The following is a 16,869-nucleotide window of genomic DNA, read 5'->3' on the forward strand; positions in this document are numbered from 1 at the left end:
TAGGGCTTTACATGTAAAGCCCTAAGGATTAACCGATGTTGGTATAAACGGCTTGAACGTCGTCGTCGTCTTCGATTTTTTCGATGATTTTATCTACATCAACCATTTGCTCTTCGCTAAATGTTACAGGATTATTGGCGATGCGCTCTAAGTTAGCTTTAGTCAGAGTAATGCCAAGGCGATCAAACGCTGCATTGAGCGTTCCAAAGTTAGTGTAGTCTGCATAGACAAGCACTATGCCTTCTTCTTCCTCGATCTCTTCAAGTCCAGCGTCGATGAGTTCAAGTTCTAACTCTTCGATGTCCATGTCCGCAGTCTTTGCAAACTCAAAAACGGCTTTACGAGAGAACATAAATTCGAGTGAGCCATTGTTAACCATCTCGCCGCCCGCTTTTTTAAACGCACTTTTGATGTTCGCTACTGTTCGTGTGTTATTATCGGTTGCGCATTCCACAAAAAAGAGTGAACCATGAGGCCCTTTGCCTTCAAAGGTGACTTCACTTAGGGTTTGAGCATCTTTGCCAAGGGCTCGCTTAATGGCCGCATCGATGTTGTCTTTAGGCATATTCTCAGCTTTGGCATTGAGGATCGCTGTACGGAGTTTTGCATTACTCTCAGGGTCTCCACCGCCTTCTTTCGCTGCCATCATAATCGTTCGGCCAAGTCTTGGAAATACGCGTGACATATTTCCCCATCGTTTCATTTTTGATGCTTTTCGGTATTCAAACGCTCTTCCCATAGGGGTCAATTCCTTGTTGTAATGTTCTTAATAGTGCACTATTATAGCTTGTTTATACCTTGTTTAAAATAAGAGTTTTTTCTATAATTCCAAGAACGTTCGCAAATTCAAAGGATAATATGATGGAAAATCTCAAAAAAATCTATAAAAAACATGGCTTTGAGCTGATTTGCGTTCCTACGCAAGAAGAAGCTCTCAGCGTTGCTATGAGTTTCATTAAACCACATATGAGCATAGGTCTTGGTGGCTCAACGACAGTTAAAGAAATAGGACTTTATGATTATGTTACTTCTCGTAAAGACATTACACTTTTTAATCAGTACGAAGCAGGCATTAGCATGGAAGAAAATAGCGAGCGTAGGCATAAAGGCATTCTTGCGGATCTTTACATCACCAGTACGAATGCACTCACTAAAAATGGCGAACTTGTCAATGCCGATGGCAGTGGAAACAGAGTAGCTGCGCAGATATTTGGACCTAAAAAAGTACTCATCATTGCAGGCATTAACAAACTCGTTGAAAACGTGGAAGAGGGCTTTAAACGCATACACGATGTGGCAAGTCCTAAGAACATTGAGCGCATGAATAACCTTGCGATTAGTTTGGGCAAAGAACCACGTCATAACATGAGCAATATTGGTAAAAAATTCTCGTATATTAATGGTGATGATGAAGGTCGTACGACGATTATTTTAGTCGATGAGGTGCTTGGTTATTAAGATGTTTCTATACGAAGCATTTTACATGTAAACAGCTAAAGGTGTGACATTTTTAGATTTTCCAAGGAAATTTGCATTAAAGTAGAATTATAAGAAGCTTGTTGTTAAGTGAACACTAGAATAAAACGCAACAACAAGCTTTTGTTTTTACATGTAAATTACTTAATAAGGAGCAATCTATGAAAAAATCACTTTTAGTGGGTGCTGTGGCAGTGTGTCTTGGGGCATCGCTTTACGCGGCAGAGTTTATCAATGTTCTCACCGGTGGAACAAGCGGTATTTACTATCCTCTAGGCGTTGCGCTTTCGCAAATGTATGCCAAAGCGATTCCTGATTCTAAAACTGCGGTTCAAGCGACCAAAGCCAGTGTTGAAAACCTCAATCTGCTTCAAGCCGGACGTGGTGAAGCGGCGATTTCTTTGGGCGATTCACTTTCCGATGCGTATAAAGGCAATGCGGAAGCAGGCTTTAAAGCTCCTCTTTCTAAACTTCGCACCATTTCAGCGCTTTATCCAAACTACATTCACTTTGTTGCCGCAGCCGATTCTGGCATCAAGTCATTTGCTGACATCAAAGGTAAGCGTATCTCTGTAGGTGCTCCAAAATCAGGAACGGAGCTGAACTCAAGAGCCATTCTCGCAGCAGCAGGGCTGAGTTACAAAGACTTCTCTAAAGTTGAGTATCTCTCTTATGCCGAGTCTGTAGAGCTTATGAAAAACAGACAGCTTGATGTCACATTGCTTTCATCGGGAGCTGGTGTTGCTGCGCTTCGCGATCTTGCGACCTCTCAAAAAGTGGTTTTCTTGACTATTCCTGAAGAGATTGTCAAAAAAATTGACGATCCTGCATACCAAGTAGGCATCATTCCTGCCAACACGTATGAAGGTCAAACGAGCGACGTTAAGACCGTTTCTGTTCAAAACTTCCTTGTAACCCATTCTGGTGTATCAGAACAAACGGTATATACTATGACCAAAACAATGTTTGAAAACCTAGACCAAATGGTTGCTGCACACGCTGCAGCGAAGGGTATTAGCCTTGCAAATGCAGCGAAAAATCCTCCAGCACCATTGCATCCAGGAGCTGAAAAATACTACAAAGAGATGGGTATTATTAAATAGACTTCTTACAAAACCAAATTTGTAAGAAGTCAAGCACCAAGGGTGTGTGGGTATTCTGCCTAAGAAAACCCAGTGTTAACGTAGTTTTTGAAGCTTTGCTTTAAAAACGTGTTCAGAGTTCTGGAAGAACTTTAATAAAAACAGTTGAAGGAATAAGTATGTCTGCCTTATTAACCGAGGAAGTTCACGAAGATACTTCCGATTTTGAAGAGCATGGGCACCAGCGACAGCTTATAGGCTGGGCATCACGTTTGGTGATGTTTGGTGCGCTCGCATTTTCTGCTTATCAGATCTCTGTTGCGGCGTTTCATCCATTTTCAAGTTTGATTATTAGAGCTTTACATGTAAGCTTTTTGGTTTTCTTGATTTTTATGCTTTACCCTGCAACGTCAAAGGGTCGCACACAACAGAGTATTCCTTGGTATGACCTTTTTCTCTCTCTTTTTGGGTTTGCGCTTGGTTTTTATCATCTGGTTTTTGAAGCAGATCTCATTGAGCGTTCGGGTGATCCGACGAGCATGGATCTTTTTGTAGCAACGGCTGCAAGTGTTCTTGTTTTTGAAGCTGCAAGGCGTGTTGTAGGTTTCGCTCTGACCTTGGTGTGTGGCATCTTTTTGGCGTATGGCTTTTTCGGTCAATACTTGCCTCTTTCCATAGCACATCGAGGTTTTGGGTTTGATCAGATCGTGAGCCAACTCTACTTAGGAAGCGATGGCATTTTAGGAACACCTACGCTTGTTTCAGCTACGTATATCTTCTTGTTTATTCTCTTTGGAACGTTTTTAGAGCATGCGGGAATGATTCGCCTTTTTAACGCACTAGCTCTTGGTCTTGTTGGTCGTGCTCAAGGTGGACCGGCTAAGGTTGCAGTCATCTCTTCAGGACTCATGGGAACCATCTCTGGCTCAGGCGTTGCCAATGTCTTAACCGTTGGTCAATTCACCATTCCGTTAATGAAACGCTTTGGCTACACCTCAGTTTTCGCAGGTGCAGTAGAAGCAACAGCATCCATGGGTGGACAGATTATGCCTCCTGTTATGGGGGCGGTGGCGTTCATTATGGCAGAGACGCTGAATGTGCCATACGCTGACATTGTTATGGCGGCGATTATTCCTGCAATGCTGTATTACTTTACTGCCTTTTGGATGGTGCATCTTGAAGCAGGGCGATTGAAACTCTTAGGAATTCCTGCCGATCAATGTCCCAACCCTTGGAAAGAGCTCAAAGCAAGCTGGTACTTAGCGCTTCCACTCGCAGCCTTGGTGTATATGCTTTTTCATGGCTTCACCCCGATGTTTGCAGGAATGATGGGTTTGACACTCACGTCTGTATTGATTTTAGGCGCAGCTCTTGCTGCGCGCATTTCCCAAGTTGCATTACGTTATGTCTTTTGGGTGGCCATCGCCCTTGGTGCATCTAGCTTTTTAGCCTGGGGCATTGTTCCCGTACTTGGTGTCATTGCTCTTTTAGTACTTCTTAACTTTGTCGTTCAAGGTGGGCGCGATACGCTTAGAACGATGAAAACAGCGCTTATTGATGGTGCAAAACAAGCACTGGGTGTGGGAATCGCTTGTGCTATTGTCGGTGTTATCATCGGTGTTTTAACACTAACGGGTGCGGCATCGAACTTTGCTGGGTTTATCCTCGAAATTGGAGAGAAAAGTCTCTTTCTTTCCTTGCTTCTAACGATGGTAGCGTGTTTGATCTTGGGAATGGGAATTCCTACCATTCCGAACTACATCATCACAAGCTCTATCGCGGCACCTGCACTGTTGAAACTGGGTGTTCCGCTCATCGTAAGCCATATGTTCGTTTTTTACTTTGGCATTATGGCTGACCTCACACCTCCAGTTGCACTTGCTGCTTTTGCGGCAGCTTCCATCGCCAAAGCTTCAGCCATGAAAATTGGTTTTAAAGCAACACAAATCGCCATAGCAGGCTTCGTTGTTCCGTTTATGGCAGTGTACGACCCAGCGTTGATGCTTCAAGGTGATCCGACGGCTCTAGCCGTTGTTTACATCGTGATTAAAGCGCTGCTTGCGATCTATCTATGGGGTTGCGCAGCGATTGGGTATTTGTGGTCACCACTGCATATGTATGAGCGTGTCATTGCTGCCTCTACAGCAGCTTTGTTGGTTGCAGCGATTCCTTTGACCGATCAGATTGGATTTGTGTTAGGGTTTATGTTTATTGCATGGAATTGGTGGAAAACCCATAAACAATGATGGCGTTATGTCTAAGTTCAGGAGCAGTAACCGTGACACTGTTCCTGAACTCTTTTACCCTCGCTTGGATGCACTCGGTTGAAAAAGTACGCTGGGAAGAGCAGTGGAAAGTCGAGGGGAAATCTTTACATGTAACTTCTGCCAGTGTGCGTGGAAGTGGGGCAGGGATGGAGCCACCACTGGATGCTGTATTTAAAGAGGGTGCTTGGCACTATACGCCTCATGTCGCACCACTTCAAGCACTCCGTCTTGCACATTCTCCGTTTACAAAAGAGTATGAACTTTGTTTTGATGGTAGATGTACACCGCTGAGTGACTTCTTCTTAACACTCCCTCAAATTGACACTATTGTTCTTGAAGCCTGCGAACGCTAGAATACCGCCAATTTTTACATGTAAGGCTTTTTAGTGAAATCAGAACTCAAAAACTACAGTTATATTTTTTTAGGCTCGCTTTTCTTGAGCTTTGGTGTTGTCTCTTTGTTTATTCCCAATGCTTTGGTAACGGGTGGAACATCTGGTATGGCGCTTTTGGGGCATTACGTTTTTAAACTGCCTGTTGGAATGCTTATGGTGCTTATTAACGCACCGCTTCTTTTGTTGGGTACAAAATATTTTGGAAAGCATTTTACGATTCGCAGTATCATCGCGATTGGTTTTACCTCTTTGTGTATTGATGTGATGGTTGAATATTTACATGTAAGCGCTCTCAGCCACGATGTTATCTTGGCGGCTATCTTTGGAGGCATTGCTGTTGGTATTGGTTTAGGGCTTATTTTAAGTGGTCACGCTTCTGCTGGGGGTTCGACCATTATCGCTAAAATCGTAGCGTCTAAGACGAGCATTAAAGCCTCTTCTGTGATGCTTTTCATCGATATGCTTGTTATTATAGCGATTGCAATTTTATTTGGTAAAGTTGACTTGGCTTTGTGGAGTTTGGTGAGCATTTACATTACGGCTAAGAGTATCGATATGTTTTTAACACGTGGACCTTCTAAAAAAGTGGTACACATCGTTTCAACCAAGATCGAAGAACTTTGCTCTCAAATTGTGCTTCATTTGGGTAAAAACGGCACGATTGTGCAAGGTAATGGTATTTTTGAGCACGAAAACAAACGAATGATATTTTTAGTTGTCGAAAATGGCAAAGTACCACGTTTAAAAGAGCTGATTCAAAAAGTTGATGCTGAAGCGTTTATGGTGGTTATGGAAGCGTCTGAACTCTTAGGTCGTGGGCATTAAAACTTACTTTTGATGTTAATCCCAAACTGATCGTTTTGCTTGGCAATACCTGTTTTATCGTAGGAAATACCAAGGTTGAGTCCTTTGACGATTTCATTGAGCTGAAAATTGCTATAGACACCCGTGTAGGAGAGATTGGTTTGCATCTCATTGGCAATGACATAGCGTGATCCTAGCGTAACGTCTTTACGAGGTGAGTAATTTAGATCCACGGCGTATGCAGAGGTGTTGGGCGTATAATTGTTCGAACTCAGAGCGGAAGAGGTTGGCAGAAGATGATCTTTGCCTTCCAAGTCGCCACTTGCGCTATGACTGCCTTCACCGACTTTAGAGTAGGCGATGAAACTTCCAAAATTCTCATAATTCACTTGCGCTTTTACCCCAAATGCATTGGTTGTACTGATACCACTTTGTGCGATGTTTTGACGGTAAGTGTCAGCATAGTAATTTGCACTCAGTTTATACCCAAGCTCTTCTGCTTTGCCATGGTACAGAGCTTCGGTGTAGTAGATCGTATTGTCCGTACTACTTTGGTGCATTTCTGACGCAAAAGACTGGGTTGCAACTTCAAGTTTCAAACCTGCTACGGGAGCGGTCTGGTAGTGAAAAAGAATCTTTTGGGTTTTAGTGCTTGAAAATGCAGTCTCGTCCTCTTCTTTTCCTTCATTGTAGCTAGCATTGATTTTATGTGTTAAATTGCCATCAAGTAAGGCATCGATGAGTGAGTCAGCAGCAAAGAGTGTGTGGGAAAGAAGGATGAGGCTAAAGGTAAGTTTTTTCATGGTGATGATGAAAGCGTAAAGCCACCGAAATGGCTTTACATGTAACGCAGGAGGGAATGATTACATCATTCCGCCCATGCCTCCCATTCCGCCCATGCCACTCATATCTGGCATTGATGGAGCTTTGTCCTCTTTTGCATTGCTAATAGTAGCTTCCGTTGTCAAAAGTAGACTTGCAACAGAAACCGCATTTTGAAGTGCGATGCGAGAAACTTTAACAGGATCAACGATGCCTGCTTCAAACATATCCACATACTCACCTGTTGAAGCGTTAAAACCATAGTTTGCTTTGTTGCTTGTTAGAACGTTGTTTGCGACAACGCCTGCATCAAAGCCAGCATTCTCAGCGATTTGTTTAAGAGGTGCTTTAAGGGCACGCGTAACGATCTCAGCGCCGATAGCTTCATCGCCTGTAAGATTTAATTTGATTTTTGCATTTGCAAGCAAGAATGCAGAACCACCACCCACAACAATGCCTTCTTCAACAGCCGCTTTAGTCGCTGAAAGTGCATCATCTACTCTATCTTTTTTCTCTTTCATCTCTGTCTCAGTTGCAGCGCCCACTTTAATGACCGCAACACCACCGCTTAGTTTTGCTAAACGCTCTTGGAGTTTTTCTCTATCGTAATCACTGCTTGTCTCAGCGATTTGCGCTTTGATTTGACCAACACGTGCATCAATTCTAGCTTTATCGCCATTGCCATTTACGATGGTTGTGTTGTCTTTGTCGATCACGATGCGTGCTGCTTGACCAAGATCTGCCAATGTAGCTGCTTCAAGTGTACGTCCTAGCTCTTCGCTGATCACTTCACCACCACTGATGATAGCGATGTCTTCAAGCATTGCTTTTCTTCTATCGCCAAAACCTGGAGCTTTAACCGCAGCGATGTTTAAAACACCTCTGAGTTTGTTCACAACAAGGGTTGCCAATGCTTCACCATCGATGTCTTCAGCAATGATAAGAAGAGGTTTACCTGTTTTTTGAACTTGCTCAAGTACTGGGAGTAGGTCTTTAAGGTTAGAAACTTTTTTGTCAAATAACAAAATATAAGGGTGCTCTAAAACCGTTTGCATTTTTTCTGGGTTAGTCACAAAGTAAGGAGAAAGGTAACCACGGTCAAACTGCATACCCTCAACAACGTCTAACTCGTCTTGGATACCTTTAGCTTCTTCAACGGTAATAACGCCATCTTTGCCTACTTTTTCCATAGCTTCAGCGATTAACTCACCGATAACCGTGTCAGAGTTTGCCGAGATAGTTGCAACTTGTGCGATCTCTTTTTTATCTTTAACCGCTTTTGCCATTTTTTTAAGCTCAGCGATGATCGCTTCTGCTGCTTTGTCCATACCACGTTTCACTTCAACTGGGTTTGCACCAGCAGTGATGTTTCTAAGACCTTCTTTGAAAATTGCGTGTGCTAAAACCGTTGCAGTCGTTGTACCATCGCCCGCTTGGTCAGCCGTTTTAGAAGCAACTTCTTTAACAAGTTGAGCGCCCATGTTTTCGATAGTATCTTTAAGTTCGATCTCTTTTGCAACAGAAACACCATCTTTTGTGATGCTAGGAGCGCCAAAGCTTTTTTGAATCAAAACATTGCGACCACGTGGTCCCATTGTAACTTTTACAGCGTCATTGAGTTTTTTGACACCTTCATAAAGTGCATTGCGTGCGTTATCTGAAAATTGAATCTCTTTTGCCATGTTTATTTCCTTTTTCTATTATAGATTAATTATAAAACGCCTAAGATATCGTCAGTGTTCATTACAAGGTATGGTTTACCTTCTAAAGTGAGCTCGGTACCTGCATATTTTGCAAACACAACTTTGTCTCCAATTGAAACAAGACCTTTTTCTGCAACTTTTGGACTTACCGCTCTAACAATACCGCTAAGAGGTTTTTCCTTAGCATTGTCAGGGATGATAATACCTGAAGCAGTGGTAGTCGCTTCTTCGATTCTCTCAAGAAGTACTCTTTTTCCTAATGGTTTGAAAGTCATTTGTATGTCCTTTTGACTAAAATTTTTAGCACTCGCTTATTTCGAGTGACAAAATTTTACACAAATATGGCTCAAAAGTCAAGAAAAAAGCGGTAAAAGTTTAGTCTATTGTACTCAATGTTTTTCAGTTTTTTTTCATATTTTAAGAAAGACACTATAATTAACCTAAGTATAAGTTTTATGACTATATAATGCCAACCTCTTTTAACCATGTCAAGGTAGCTCAGCTGGTTAGAGCGCTGGTCTCATAAGCCGGAGGTCGAGGGTTCGAGTCCCTCTCTTGACACCACTCACTCTTCACAAATCCCTATACTATCGAACTTTTAAACAACTCAATCATAACTTTTAATTATTCTCTCTGGAGTCGGAGGTCTAAAATTTTGACTCATTTTTGGCACAATTTGGCTCAGAAAAGACTCTGAAAATACCTTGCATATGTTCTCGCTTTTACTTATAATATTGATATATGAGATGAACAAAAAAACAATTATCAGATTTTTATAGCCTATTTATTCTAAGTCTTTGGTCAGTTAACTGTTTATCGTTGATCTTTATTTTAGATAATCAAGTAAAAAATAGATCCAATCCAACTTGAATTTTTAGGATGATTTAACATTGTTTTTCTGCTGCTTAACTAATAGTTTTTTTCTTCATTGTGTCTAGATAACTTTGTAAAAACATTTGAATGTGCTTTAATGGTTGTAGTTTTTTTTCTTCTATTATTTGTATGGCTCTTTCTAGTATTTGATAAGTCTCACCATTTATTAAAGTATTTACATCTTGTGTTGATATAAAACCATTTTCTAAAAGTATTTTCATAATAAGGTCATATTTTTTGTCAATAAAATTTATAGATTTTTCATCTAATAAATCGCTTGAGTAATTTGAGTGAATTAATGTGTATAAATGACAATGCTGTAATAAATGTCTTAATAAACCGTTAGGGTGAACTCCACTGCCTTGAAGTGTTATTTTCCCTCGCATTCTCTGTGCACCAGCAATTCCCATTAACAGTAATAAGCTTTGGTGACTTTCAAAAACCAAATCTACATTCCTACAAAGTGCCTCAGAAAAATTTTTCACACCTCTCATGTTAAAGTATTCAGGTGTTTGTGGAGTATTTTTTATCATGTGTATATAAAACCATTCTATAGCCAATAGATCAGCGAGGAGCTCATAGGCAGAACAATCAATTTCTGGACCCCTTTTCCAATCAGATAATTGACCTAAATATGCGTGAGCTATCTCATGATTTCCAATTAATTTTGTTAACAAATCAAAATGATTGTATGAATCGTTTAAGTCATTAAATCCATATCCTATTGTACTATAAGCTTCTCTAACCGCAAGCCCAATACTATTGGTATTTTTTTTATAGCATTGAACGCTTTTATTAAGAACATCAAATAATGATTGAATGCTTGTTTTAAGTGATTCTTCTTTTTGATTATACGAGATTAAATTTTTATAATCAAAAAATTGATTTGCCACTATGTGAATATAAAGATGTATTATCACAGGAAGAAATTCTGGTAAATTTACCTCAAATCCTAATAAATCTCCACTCCGAGAACGATTGTTTGTTATTGAAGCATTTATCAACCAAGGGTCACTATCTAAACTTAATTTTGTGTAATCAACTGTAATACTTTCTGGTAAATCAACTTTATTTAATGCTTCAATACCAAGATGAAGTATATTATATGCGAATCTTTCATATGGAAATAGTTCATATTTATGTAGAGTAAATAATGAAGAAGGTAGTTTAATAGAGCTATTGCAAAAAGTATCAACTGGTTTAAGTGCCATTATATTCTCCACATAATTAAATTAGTATTTGGTATAAACCTCTTGTAAGTCCATAATATAACAAAATTTTTCTTTTTAAATCCTAGGAACATGGGCTGACTTTTAACTTTGTTTGATCAAAAAACAGTTAACCCATCAGAACTTAACATCCAACGGGTTATCTTTTTTCTAAAAACTCCCTACCTCACCTACGCAAACAACCTATCAATCTCTTTGTCAATATTAGCAACATCCATCCACCCATTCTTAACGTAGAAGTCCATCGTAGTAGAAAGCTTTTGATGTCCTAAATACTTCTGTGCCAAAGTGATTGGCAGGTTTTTCTCAACAACAGAACTCGCAAAGCTGTGACGTGTTGCATAGAGGGTTTTGTAAGGTATGTTTAAACACTCTAGAAGCGGCTTTAAATACGTTTTAACGATAGGGCAAGACTCGAAGTATGGTTGTAGCGTATTTTCATTAGGGAAGACCCACAAATCACTCTTTGCAGTTTGTCTGTGAAGTTGTAAAGCTTCTTTAACAGGCGAGGGCATGTAAACCGTATTGACGATGTTGGTTTTCGTTTCTTTTAACTTGCCATGTCTTTGACTTCTTTGAATAGTAATGGTGTTGACAGATCAATGCTTTAAATTCATAGGAAAGATAATACCATTATGTTACGCTGAGTGACAAAAGAAAACGGTATTGATCGAAGATGTGGATTGTTGCTTGTCATGTACATCAATCGTTTTTAGCACAATATCGTTAAAAACTATTCTCTCGAAGAAATAAAGAAACAATGGAATGCAACATTTTTTCGAAAAATGAGATCGAATGTATAGTGATCTTTACCTCTCCCACATGGCGATAATAAAGCATATCTGAACTTTCTATAACGCGTAGGGTGAGTTTGTATTTTGATCGCTCTGGAATATTTTCTTTGCCGACAGTGATGGCCCCTTTATAGTTAGAATTGAGGAGCGGTTCATTGAGAAAATGAATCGGACTGTGCTCAATTGATTCGATTTTAACTTTGATTGTTTTACATGTAAGCGTATCGAACAGTTCTCCTTCCATTCCCTCCTTGATATAAGAGAGATCAACATCGGAGATATAAGCGCTCACGAGCAAAGAAGTGGGATCAATGATCCTACCGATCGGCTGTGCTGCCCCGACAGATTCCCCTTTCGATAATGGGGTGTTATATTCTAAAATGCCATCGACCGAGGCATAAAGGTCTATATGGTCTTGGATAGCGTTTGCTGCGTCAATTTTAAATTCTTCACCTTGTTCCATCTGTTGATACTTTTTATGATCGCGCATGGTGTCATTGGACGTAAATGCATTGGCCGATTGCTGTTGAAATAAGTCGCGTTTTCTTTGTGCTATTTGCCGGTCCAGATCATTGCTGATGGAGGTTGCTGAAAAGATCAAATCACCTTTATGAATTGCACCTTCAGGTCTGATTGAGATGAGTTGCGCGTCATAGTCTGCATATAAAACCGTCGTGGTATTGGAATCGATAACCGCTGGCAACCGAAGGGTTGTGGTGTAAGGGATCAAAAAAAGCAGACCAACCAAACATAAGATCACCCAGTTGACAAGTAACTTTACATGGAAGGTTGTTTTGGATCGCAATTGATACCACTCTTTCACTTCACGAAAAATGGGTTGCAGCACAAAAAACCAGATCTCTATCCAAAACAAAAGGATACCCAGCGCTTTAAACGCATGATTATACACAAGATACGCGATTCCTAAAAAGAGACCAAAACGGTATCCCCACGTCACCAAAGCAAAAAGAATTAAAAAATTTCTCTTGTATTTAGGAAAAGGCTCAACAGGGACGCGAATACCCCATAAATGTTTTTTGATAAAGGCTTTAGCCTGTAAAAAAGCGCGCTGATGTAAATTTTCGATTCCCAAATAATCACTGAGCACATAATAGCCGTCATAGCGCATAAACGGTGTTAGGTTCACCACGAGCATGCTGATGAGCGAAACGGCGATCATGAAAAACGCGAGACTTTTGAGTAGTCCATCAGCGAGATACAGCCACGCACCCATGGCAAAACTAGCAACAATTAGCTCGGCTTTAATCCCCGCAAGTGCGATATGCATGCGCTGTTTATGCGGCAGTTTCCATGCATCAGATGTGTCGGTATAGGGCATCGGGTAAAAAACCATAAATGCGATGCCCATTGATGGCACGTAACATTTTGCTCTTTTGGCAGTATAGGCATGTCCTAATTCATGGATCAGTTTCACGATTACGATCGAGAGTGCCATATAAATAAGCCCATCCAATGTTGCAAAATTGGTCAGTGTTGAGATGAACTCAGGGAAGCGGTCAAAAATGAACAAAATATTCAAGGAAAAGAGAAATACAATCATCCAAAAGAAAGAACGCGTATAAACAAATTCCACAAATTTTAGGGTCTTCTCTAAAAAAATATCGGGATTGAAAAGATGAATTTTAAAAAAAAGATAACTGTGGATGAGCTTCGTGTACCATTTTACGTGTGTTCGTTTTTGGGAAAGCGTTACTAAATCGTTAAGATGTTCTTTTGAGAGTTGCATCAAAAAATTGCGTTTGCAAAATTCCAGTGTCTCTTGTACGTCGGCTTCGGTGCATATCACATACTGTTTTGCCAAAGAGAGCAACTCATCCGCTGTTTTAGCTTGCTGCAAAAAAGACAAAATCGTAAAAGAGAGCTCATTGAGCCGATAATATTTGCCAGAAGCCCTGTCATGCAGAGTCCATTGTTCTTCATCTGAAGCTGAAATTTCGATATCTTCGCGTAGTTTTAGAAGCATCTCTTTAGCCTAAATACCATCGCGCATAGGCAATCGGTTTTCTGAAGATATACCAAAAAAGAGGGACGCTCTCGCCTTGGATTTTGGCATTACCGCACATCCCTACCGAAGGCTGACGTGAGACATCTTTTAGGCGTATAAAGGCTTTGTAGCTTAACACATTGGAAGGGGCAATCACAGGTTCATAATTGATCTTATAGACTTCGCCTTCAACTGGATGCAGAGGATTGTCATCGAGGTAAATATTGACGCTGTCGTTTAACGACACGACGTTGGATTCATGTGCCGCAAGCAGTATCTCGACTTCAACCTTCTTAGGGTTAATGATGCTTAAAAGCTTTTCACCTGTTTTAACGGGTTTGCCGATGAGATCGAGTGGAGCATCTAAAATAATCGTTCCATCGACAGGAGCATTGAGTGTCAATTTGTTTAACTGGGCGGTAATAGCACTGTATTCCATCTCTTTGACGGCGCGCTCTGCACGGGATTCTTCGAGTTTATTTTTGATGCTTGGATCGATGAACGAGGATCTTTCTTGTTTAACGATCTCAGCAGCAGAAATATTGATGGTTTGTGCCGTAATGCGCTGTTTACCGACTATATCTGTATCGTCAAATGTGAGAAGAAGATCTCCTTTTTTGACCGTGTCATTGCTTTTGACCTTGACAGTTTTGATGACACCATTCATCGGGGCAGTGATAATCGTCGGCTCATAAGCTACAACTTGCACTTTGCCTTGTGTCGATAAATGAACGGGAAACAGCATCACCACACTAGCACTTACAGCGATTATTGCCCATGTTTTGAGCCTTGAAATGGATGGAAAATAAGAGTGTGAAAATGCAGCAAGCACAAGTGCGATGGTCTCCGCACAATGATTCACAATGGCCACAGCCTCGTTGCTAAAGCCTTTAATAGCGCCAAAGACCAATACTCCCAAGAGTCGCCTGTTGGTAGGATGAATCAATGGAACGATCAGTGCGTAAGCGATGCCTTGATGGTGCAGTTCTGGTGAGAGCTCTTCTGTAGGAATGACCTTAGAGCCTTGTGTCAAATCCATCTGTATTATATGATGTGCGATGGCCGTGACAAAGGGCGATTTTTTATTAAAATCGGGAAGATCGGAGTATGCAACCGCTTTCAAATAGCCTTTATAGGAAAAACCGATTGCCATTTCATGCGCCAAAAGTTCACGAAAGACGTTGACGGCCAGCAGATAAGTCTCATGGGCATCGCGTGAATGTCGAAGACGACTTTCAATCTCGACGATAGAAAGGATATGCTCTTTCATAGGACACCAAACTTGGCATCGCCGACGATGCCTGGGATGATATGTTCATCAAAACGGATTAATTTGACGCGAATGTGAATGGTCTGGCTTACAGGATCGGCCGCAGGGTCAATACCAACGATCACGCCTTCTGCAAGGAATTTTATATCATCCGCGATAAACGAAACCCCTTGTCCCTCTTTGAGTGAGGCGATTAGGGATGCAGGTACTAAAACATTTAAATCAAGATTTTGCGTGCCTACGATTTGAATCAGCTCTTTTTGTTCGCCGACATATTCGTATTCATGCACCAATGTTTTTAAGACTTTGCCCGCATAGGGTGCTTTGACTTGGCATTTGGAGACAGTAATCGTGGCCATTTTCAATTCAGCCTCTTTTTTCCTCACCTCAGAGCGTGCTATCACAGCGTCCAACTCGCTCATCGAATGAAGTTTCACCATTCGATCGTATGCATCGGCTTTTTGTTTCAGTCCGACAAGTTCGACGTCGATCTTTTCTTTTTGCGTTTTAATCAACGTGCAGTCGTATTCGATTAAAACGCTCTCTTTTTGAAAGGACTCCCCATTTCGAAAAGGGAGTTTGATGATTTTGGCGGCCAATTCGCTTGAAAGCACACTTTGCTCTTTGGCTTCAACGATTGCGCGATGGGCAAACGCCGGTTGTAGGCTAAGGATGAGTGCCAATAAAGCTAAAAAAGGTAATGTTTTCATGGTTGTACAATTTGCTCTATTTGGTGGCTATTGTTTGGCAATCCGATACTAAAGAAGAGATTGCCGTAGCTGTTTTGTACCTCTGCATACGCTATATCGCGTTTTACGTTGGCGATTAGTTTTGAGAGCTTTTCACGTGATAGTTGCTGTTTTGTACCAATATTATTGGCATTGGCCTTTTCACTAATGTCACTGATCTTTTGAACGACAGTGTAATATTGGTTGCTAGCATCCCAGCCTTCAAGCGCTTCATTATAACGAATATCCGCAAGATGCACTTGTGTCAAGATTGCCATCGCAACAGCTTTTTGTTGTTCTTGAGCCACATTTTCACCCATCTTGGCACGCTCTTGCAGATCATTGATCGTAAAGACTTTGAAGAGATTCATACTGACATGGGCACCGTAATCAAACCACGAGTTATTATAAGCGTAAGAATTACTTGTGTAGTTGGTACCGGCATCAAAGGAAATGCTCGGTAACAAAGAAAGCATAGCCGCTTTGGTCTCTTGAAGGCTAATGCGGTTTTGGTAACGGCTCTCCATCAGCTCAGGACGATGGGCAAAAGCGAGCATTTCCATCTTTTCCATATCTAAATGAAGTGTTTTAATAGCCTTTTCATCGATCTTTCCCGAAAGCTCAAAGGGTGTTCCCGGAACCATTCCCATCAAAACAGCCAATCTTGGTTTTGCATTTAAGAGGTCTTTTCTGAAGTTTTGCAACGAGATAAGAATATCGAGCATCTCGCGACGAAAGCTTAATGAATCCATCAAGTTTCCTGTGAGTGATGTCTCTAGTTGTTTGGATTCGTCGATGGATTGGCGAACCTCTACGATCACTGGTTCGATCTGTGCTAAGAGGTTTTGCGCAGAAACTGCTTTCCAGTAGGCTTCTCTTATATCTTGTTCGATTTGGTTGTCCATCTTACGCTGACGTTCTTGTGCTATAAGAACTTTATCGGCTTGCTGTTTTGCGCGAACATACGAAAGACCAAAATCAATAATGTTCCATGAGATACGCGCTTCTGCGGTTTTAACATCATCGTCTGTTGAGGTTGAATAATCATATGTTTGACCATTGGTGAGAACATTGCGACTATTGCTGGCAGAGGTATTACTACGATTTGTATAGCCACCTTGTGCCATAAGTGTCGGCCACATACCGTATTCTGCCATCGCTAACTGTTTTTCTTCAAATTGTGCTTCAAGTGTTTTCAGCTTATGGTCACGGTTGTACATCAATGCCCTCTGAATCGCTTCATCTATTGAAATTGGTGCTAGAACGGGCTGTTGAACCGTTTTGAGCTCTGCCAAATCAGCTTTTGATGAAGTATTGATCTCCTCTTGGCTAAGTTGTTGGACGGCAACTGAACAGCCGGACAAGGAAAGAAAAATGATCGTTGCAAGACTTAGTTTTAATGTATGGTTAAAATATTTCAT

General features: G+C 41.0%; 15 protein-coding genes and 1 tRNA gene. 6 read left to right on the forward strand and 10 right to left on the reverse strand.

All coding sequences use genetic code 11. The features are described from left to right. Positions 1 to 28: 28 nt before the first annotated feature. Complete coding sequence (locus SAR02S_RS04230; RefSeq protein WP_041957141.1) at positions 29 to 739, reverse strand: YebC/PmpR family DNA-binding transcriptional regulator; 711 nt, start codon at positions 737 to 739, stop codon at positions 29 to 31. 122 nt (positions 740 to 861) lie between these two features. Here SAR02S_RS04230 and SAR02S_RS04235 point away from each other — a divergent pair, with 122 nt between their 5' ends. The 5 genes from SAR02S_RS04235 to SAR02S_RS04255 all read left to right on the forward strand — a co-directional run bounded on the left by SAR02S_RS04235 (position 862) and on the right by SAR02S_RS04255 (position 6,045). Beyond that, positions 862 to 1,458, forward strand: a complete 597-nt coding sequence (locus SAR02S_RS04235) for a lactate utilization protein (protein WP_041957143.1) — start codon at positions 862 to 864, stop codon at positions 1,456 to 1,458. A 179-nt stretch (positions 1,459 to 1,637) separates the two neighbouring features. After that, on the forward strand, positions 1,638 to 2,579 hold the full coding sequence (locus SAR02S_RS04240; RefSeq protein ID WP_041957145.1) for a TAXI family TRAP transporter solute-binding subunit: 942 nt from the start codon (positions 1,638 to 1,640) through the stop codon (positions 2,577 to 2,579). Positions 2,580 to 2,737: 158 nt separating this feature from the next. Further along, positions 2,738 to 4,804, forward strand: coding sequence for a TRAP transporter permease (locus SAR02S_RS04245; protein ID WP_041957147.1), 2,067 nt, complete (start codon positions 2,738 to 2,740; stop codon positions 4,802 to 4,804). 32 nt (positions 4,805 to 4,836) lie between these two features. Beyond that, entirely contained in the window at positions 4,837 to 5,178 is a 342-nt protein-coding gene (locus SAR02S_RS04250) for a DUF1850 domain-containing protein (RefSeq protein WP_198133071.1), read from the forward strand. Positions 5,179 to 5,211: 33 nt separating this feature from the next. After that, positions 5,212 to 6,045, forward strand: coding sequence for a YitT family protein (locus SAR02S_RS04255; RefSeq protein WP_041957151.1), 834 nt, complete (start codon positions 5,212 to 5,214; stop codon positions 6,043 to 6,045). On the opposite strand, the gene SAR02S_RS04260 is transcribed toward SAR02S_RS04255, so the two are convergent. The 3 genes from SAR02S_RS04260 to groES are packed head-to-tail and all read right to left on the reverse strand — an operon-like array spanning position 6,042 to position 8,824. Beyond that, on the reverse strand, positions 6,042 to 6,827 hold the full coding sequence (locus tag SAR02S_RS04260) for a hypothetical protein (RefSeq protein ID WP_041957153.1): 786 nt from the start codon (positions 6,825 to 6,827) through the stop codon (positions 6,042 to 6,044). The genes SAR02S_RS04255 and SAR02S_RS04260 overlap by 4 nt on opposite strands. A 60-nt stretch (positions 6,828 to 6,887) precedes the next feature. Next, on the reverse strand, positions 6,888 to 8,528 hold the full coding sequence (gene groL / locus SAR02S_RS04265) for a chaperonin GroEL (RefSeq protein WP_041957155.1): 1,641 nt from the start codon (positions 8,526 to 8,528) through the stop codon (positions 6,888 to 6,890). A 29-nt stretch (positions 8,529 to 8,557) separates the two neighbouring features. Next, on the reverse strand, positions 8,558 to 8,824 hold the full coding sequence (gene groES / locus SAR02S_RS04270; protein WP_041957157.1) for a co-chaperone GroES: 267 nt from the start codon (positions 8,822 to 8,824) through the stop codon (positions 8,558 to 8,560). 212 nt (positions 8,825 to 9,036) lie between these two features. Between groES and SAR02S_RS04275 the strand changes: the two genes are divergently transcribed. Further along, positions 9,037 to 9,113 (forward strand) — tRNA-Met (locus SAR02S_RS04275). Between the two features lie 341 nt (positions 9,114 to 9,454). On the opposite strand, the gene SAR02S_RS04280 is transcribed toward SAR02S_RS04275, so the two are convergent. From SAR02S_RS04280 to SAR02S_RS04305, 6 genes are all read right to left on the reverse strand, one after another. Next, on the reverse strand, positions 9,455 to 10,633 hold the full coding sequence (locus SAR02S_RS04280) for a hypothetical protein (RefSeq protein ID WP_041957159.1): 1,179 nt from the start codon (positions 10,631 to 10,633) through the stop codon (positions 9,455 to 9,457). Positions 10,634 to 10,821: 188 nt separating this feature from the next. Next, positions 10,822 to 11,238, reverse strand: coding sequence for a tyrosine-type recombinase/integrase (locus SAR02S_RS04285; protein ID WP_369384979.1), 417 nt, complete (start codon positions 11,236 to 11,238; stop codon positions 10,822 to 10,824). Positions 11,239 to 11,377: 139 nt separating this feature from the next. Beyond that, positions 11,378 to 13,429: an HlyD family efflux transporter periplasmic adaptor subunit gene (locus tag SAR02S_RS04290; RefSeq protein ID WP_041957162.1), complete on the reverse strand. Its 2,052-nt coding sequence runs from the start codon at positions 13,427 to 13,429 to the stop codon at positions 11,378 to 11,380. A gap of 4 nt (positions 13,430 to 13,433) precedes the next feature. Further along, positions 13,434 to 14,720, reverse strand: coding sequence for an HlyD family efflux transporter periplasmic adaptor subunit (locus SAR02S_RS04295; RefSeq protein WP_041957163.1), 1,287 nt, complete (start codon positions 14,718 to 14,720; stop codon positions 13,434 to 13,436). Continuing rightward, positions 14,717 to 15,430 (reverse strand): efflux RND transporter periplasmic adaptor subunit, encoded by a 714-nt coding sequence (locus SAR02S_RS04300; RefSeq protein ID WP_041957165.1) that lies wholly within the window; start codon positions 15,428 to 15,430, stop codon positions 14,717 to 14,719. Before SAR02S_RS04300 ends, SAR02S_RS04295 begins: the two co-directional genes overlap by 4 nt. Beyond that, a complete protein-coding gene (locus tag SAR02S_RS04305) occupies positions 15,427 to 16,869 on the reverse strand; it encodes a TolC family protein (RefSeq protein WP_052433523.1) in 1,443 nt (480 codons plus the stop codon). Before SAR02S_RS04305 ends, SAR02S_RS04300 begins: the two co-directional genes overlap by 4 nt.

The organism is Sulfurospirillum arsenophilum NBRC 109478, from assembly GCF_000813345.1.
Taxonomy (GTDB): domain Bacteria; phylum Campylobacterota; class Campylobacteria; order Campylobacterales; family Sulfurospirillaceae; genus Sulfurospirillum; species Sulfurospirillum arsenophilum.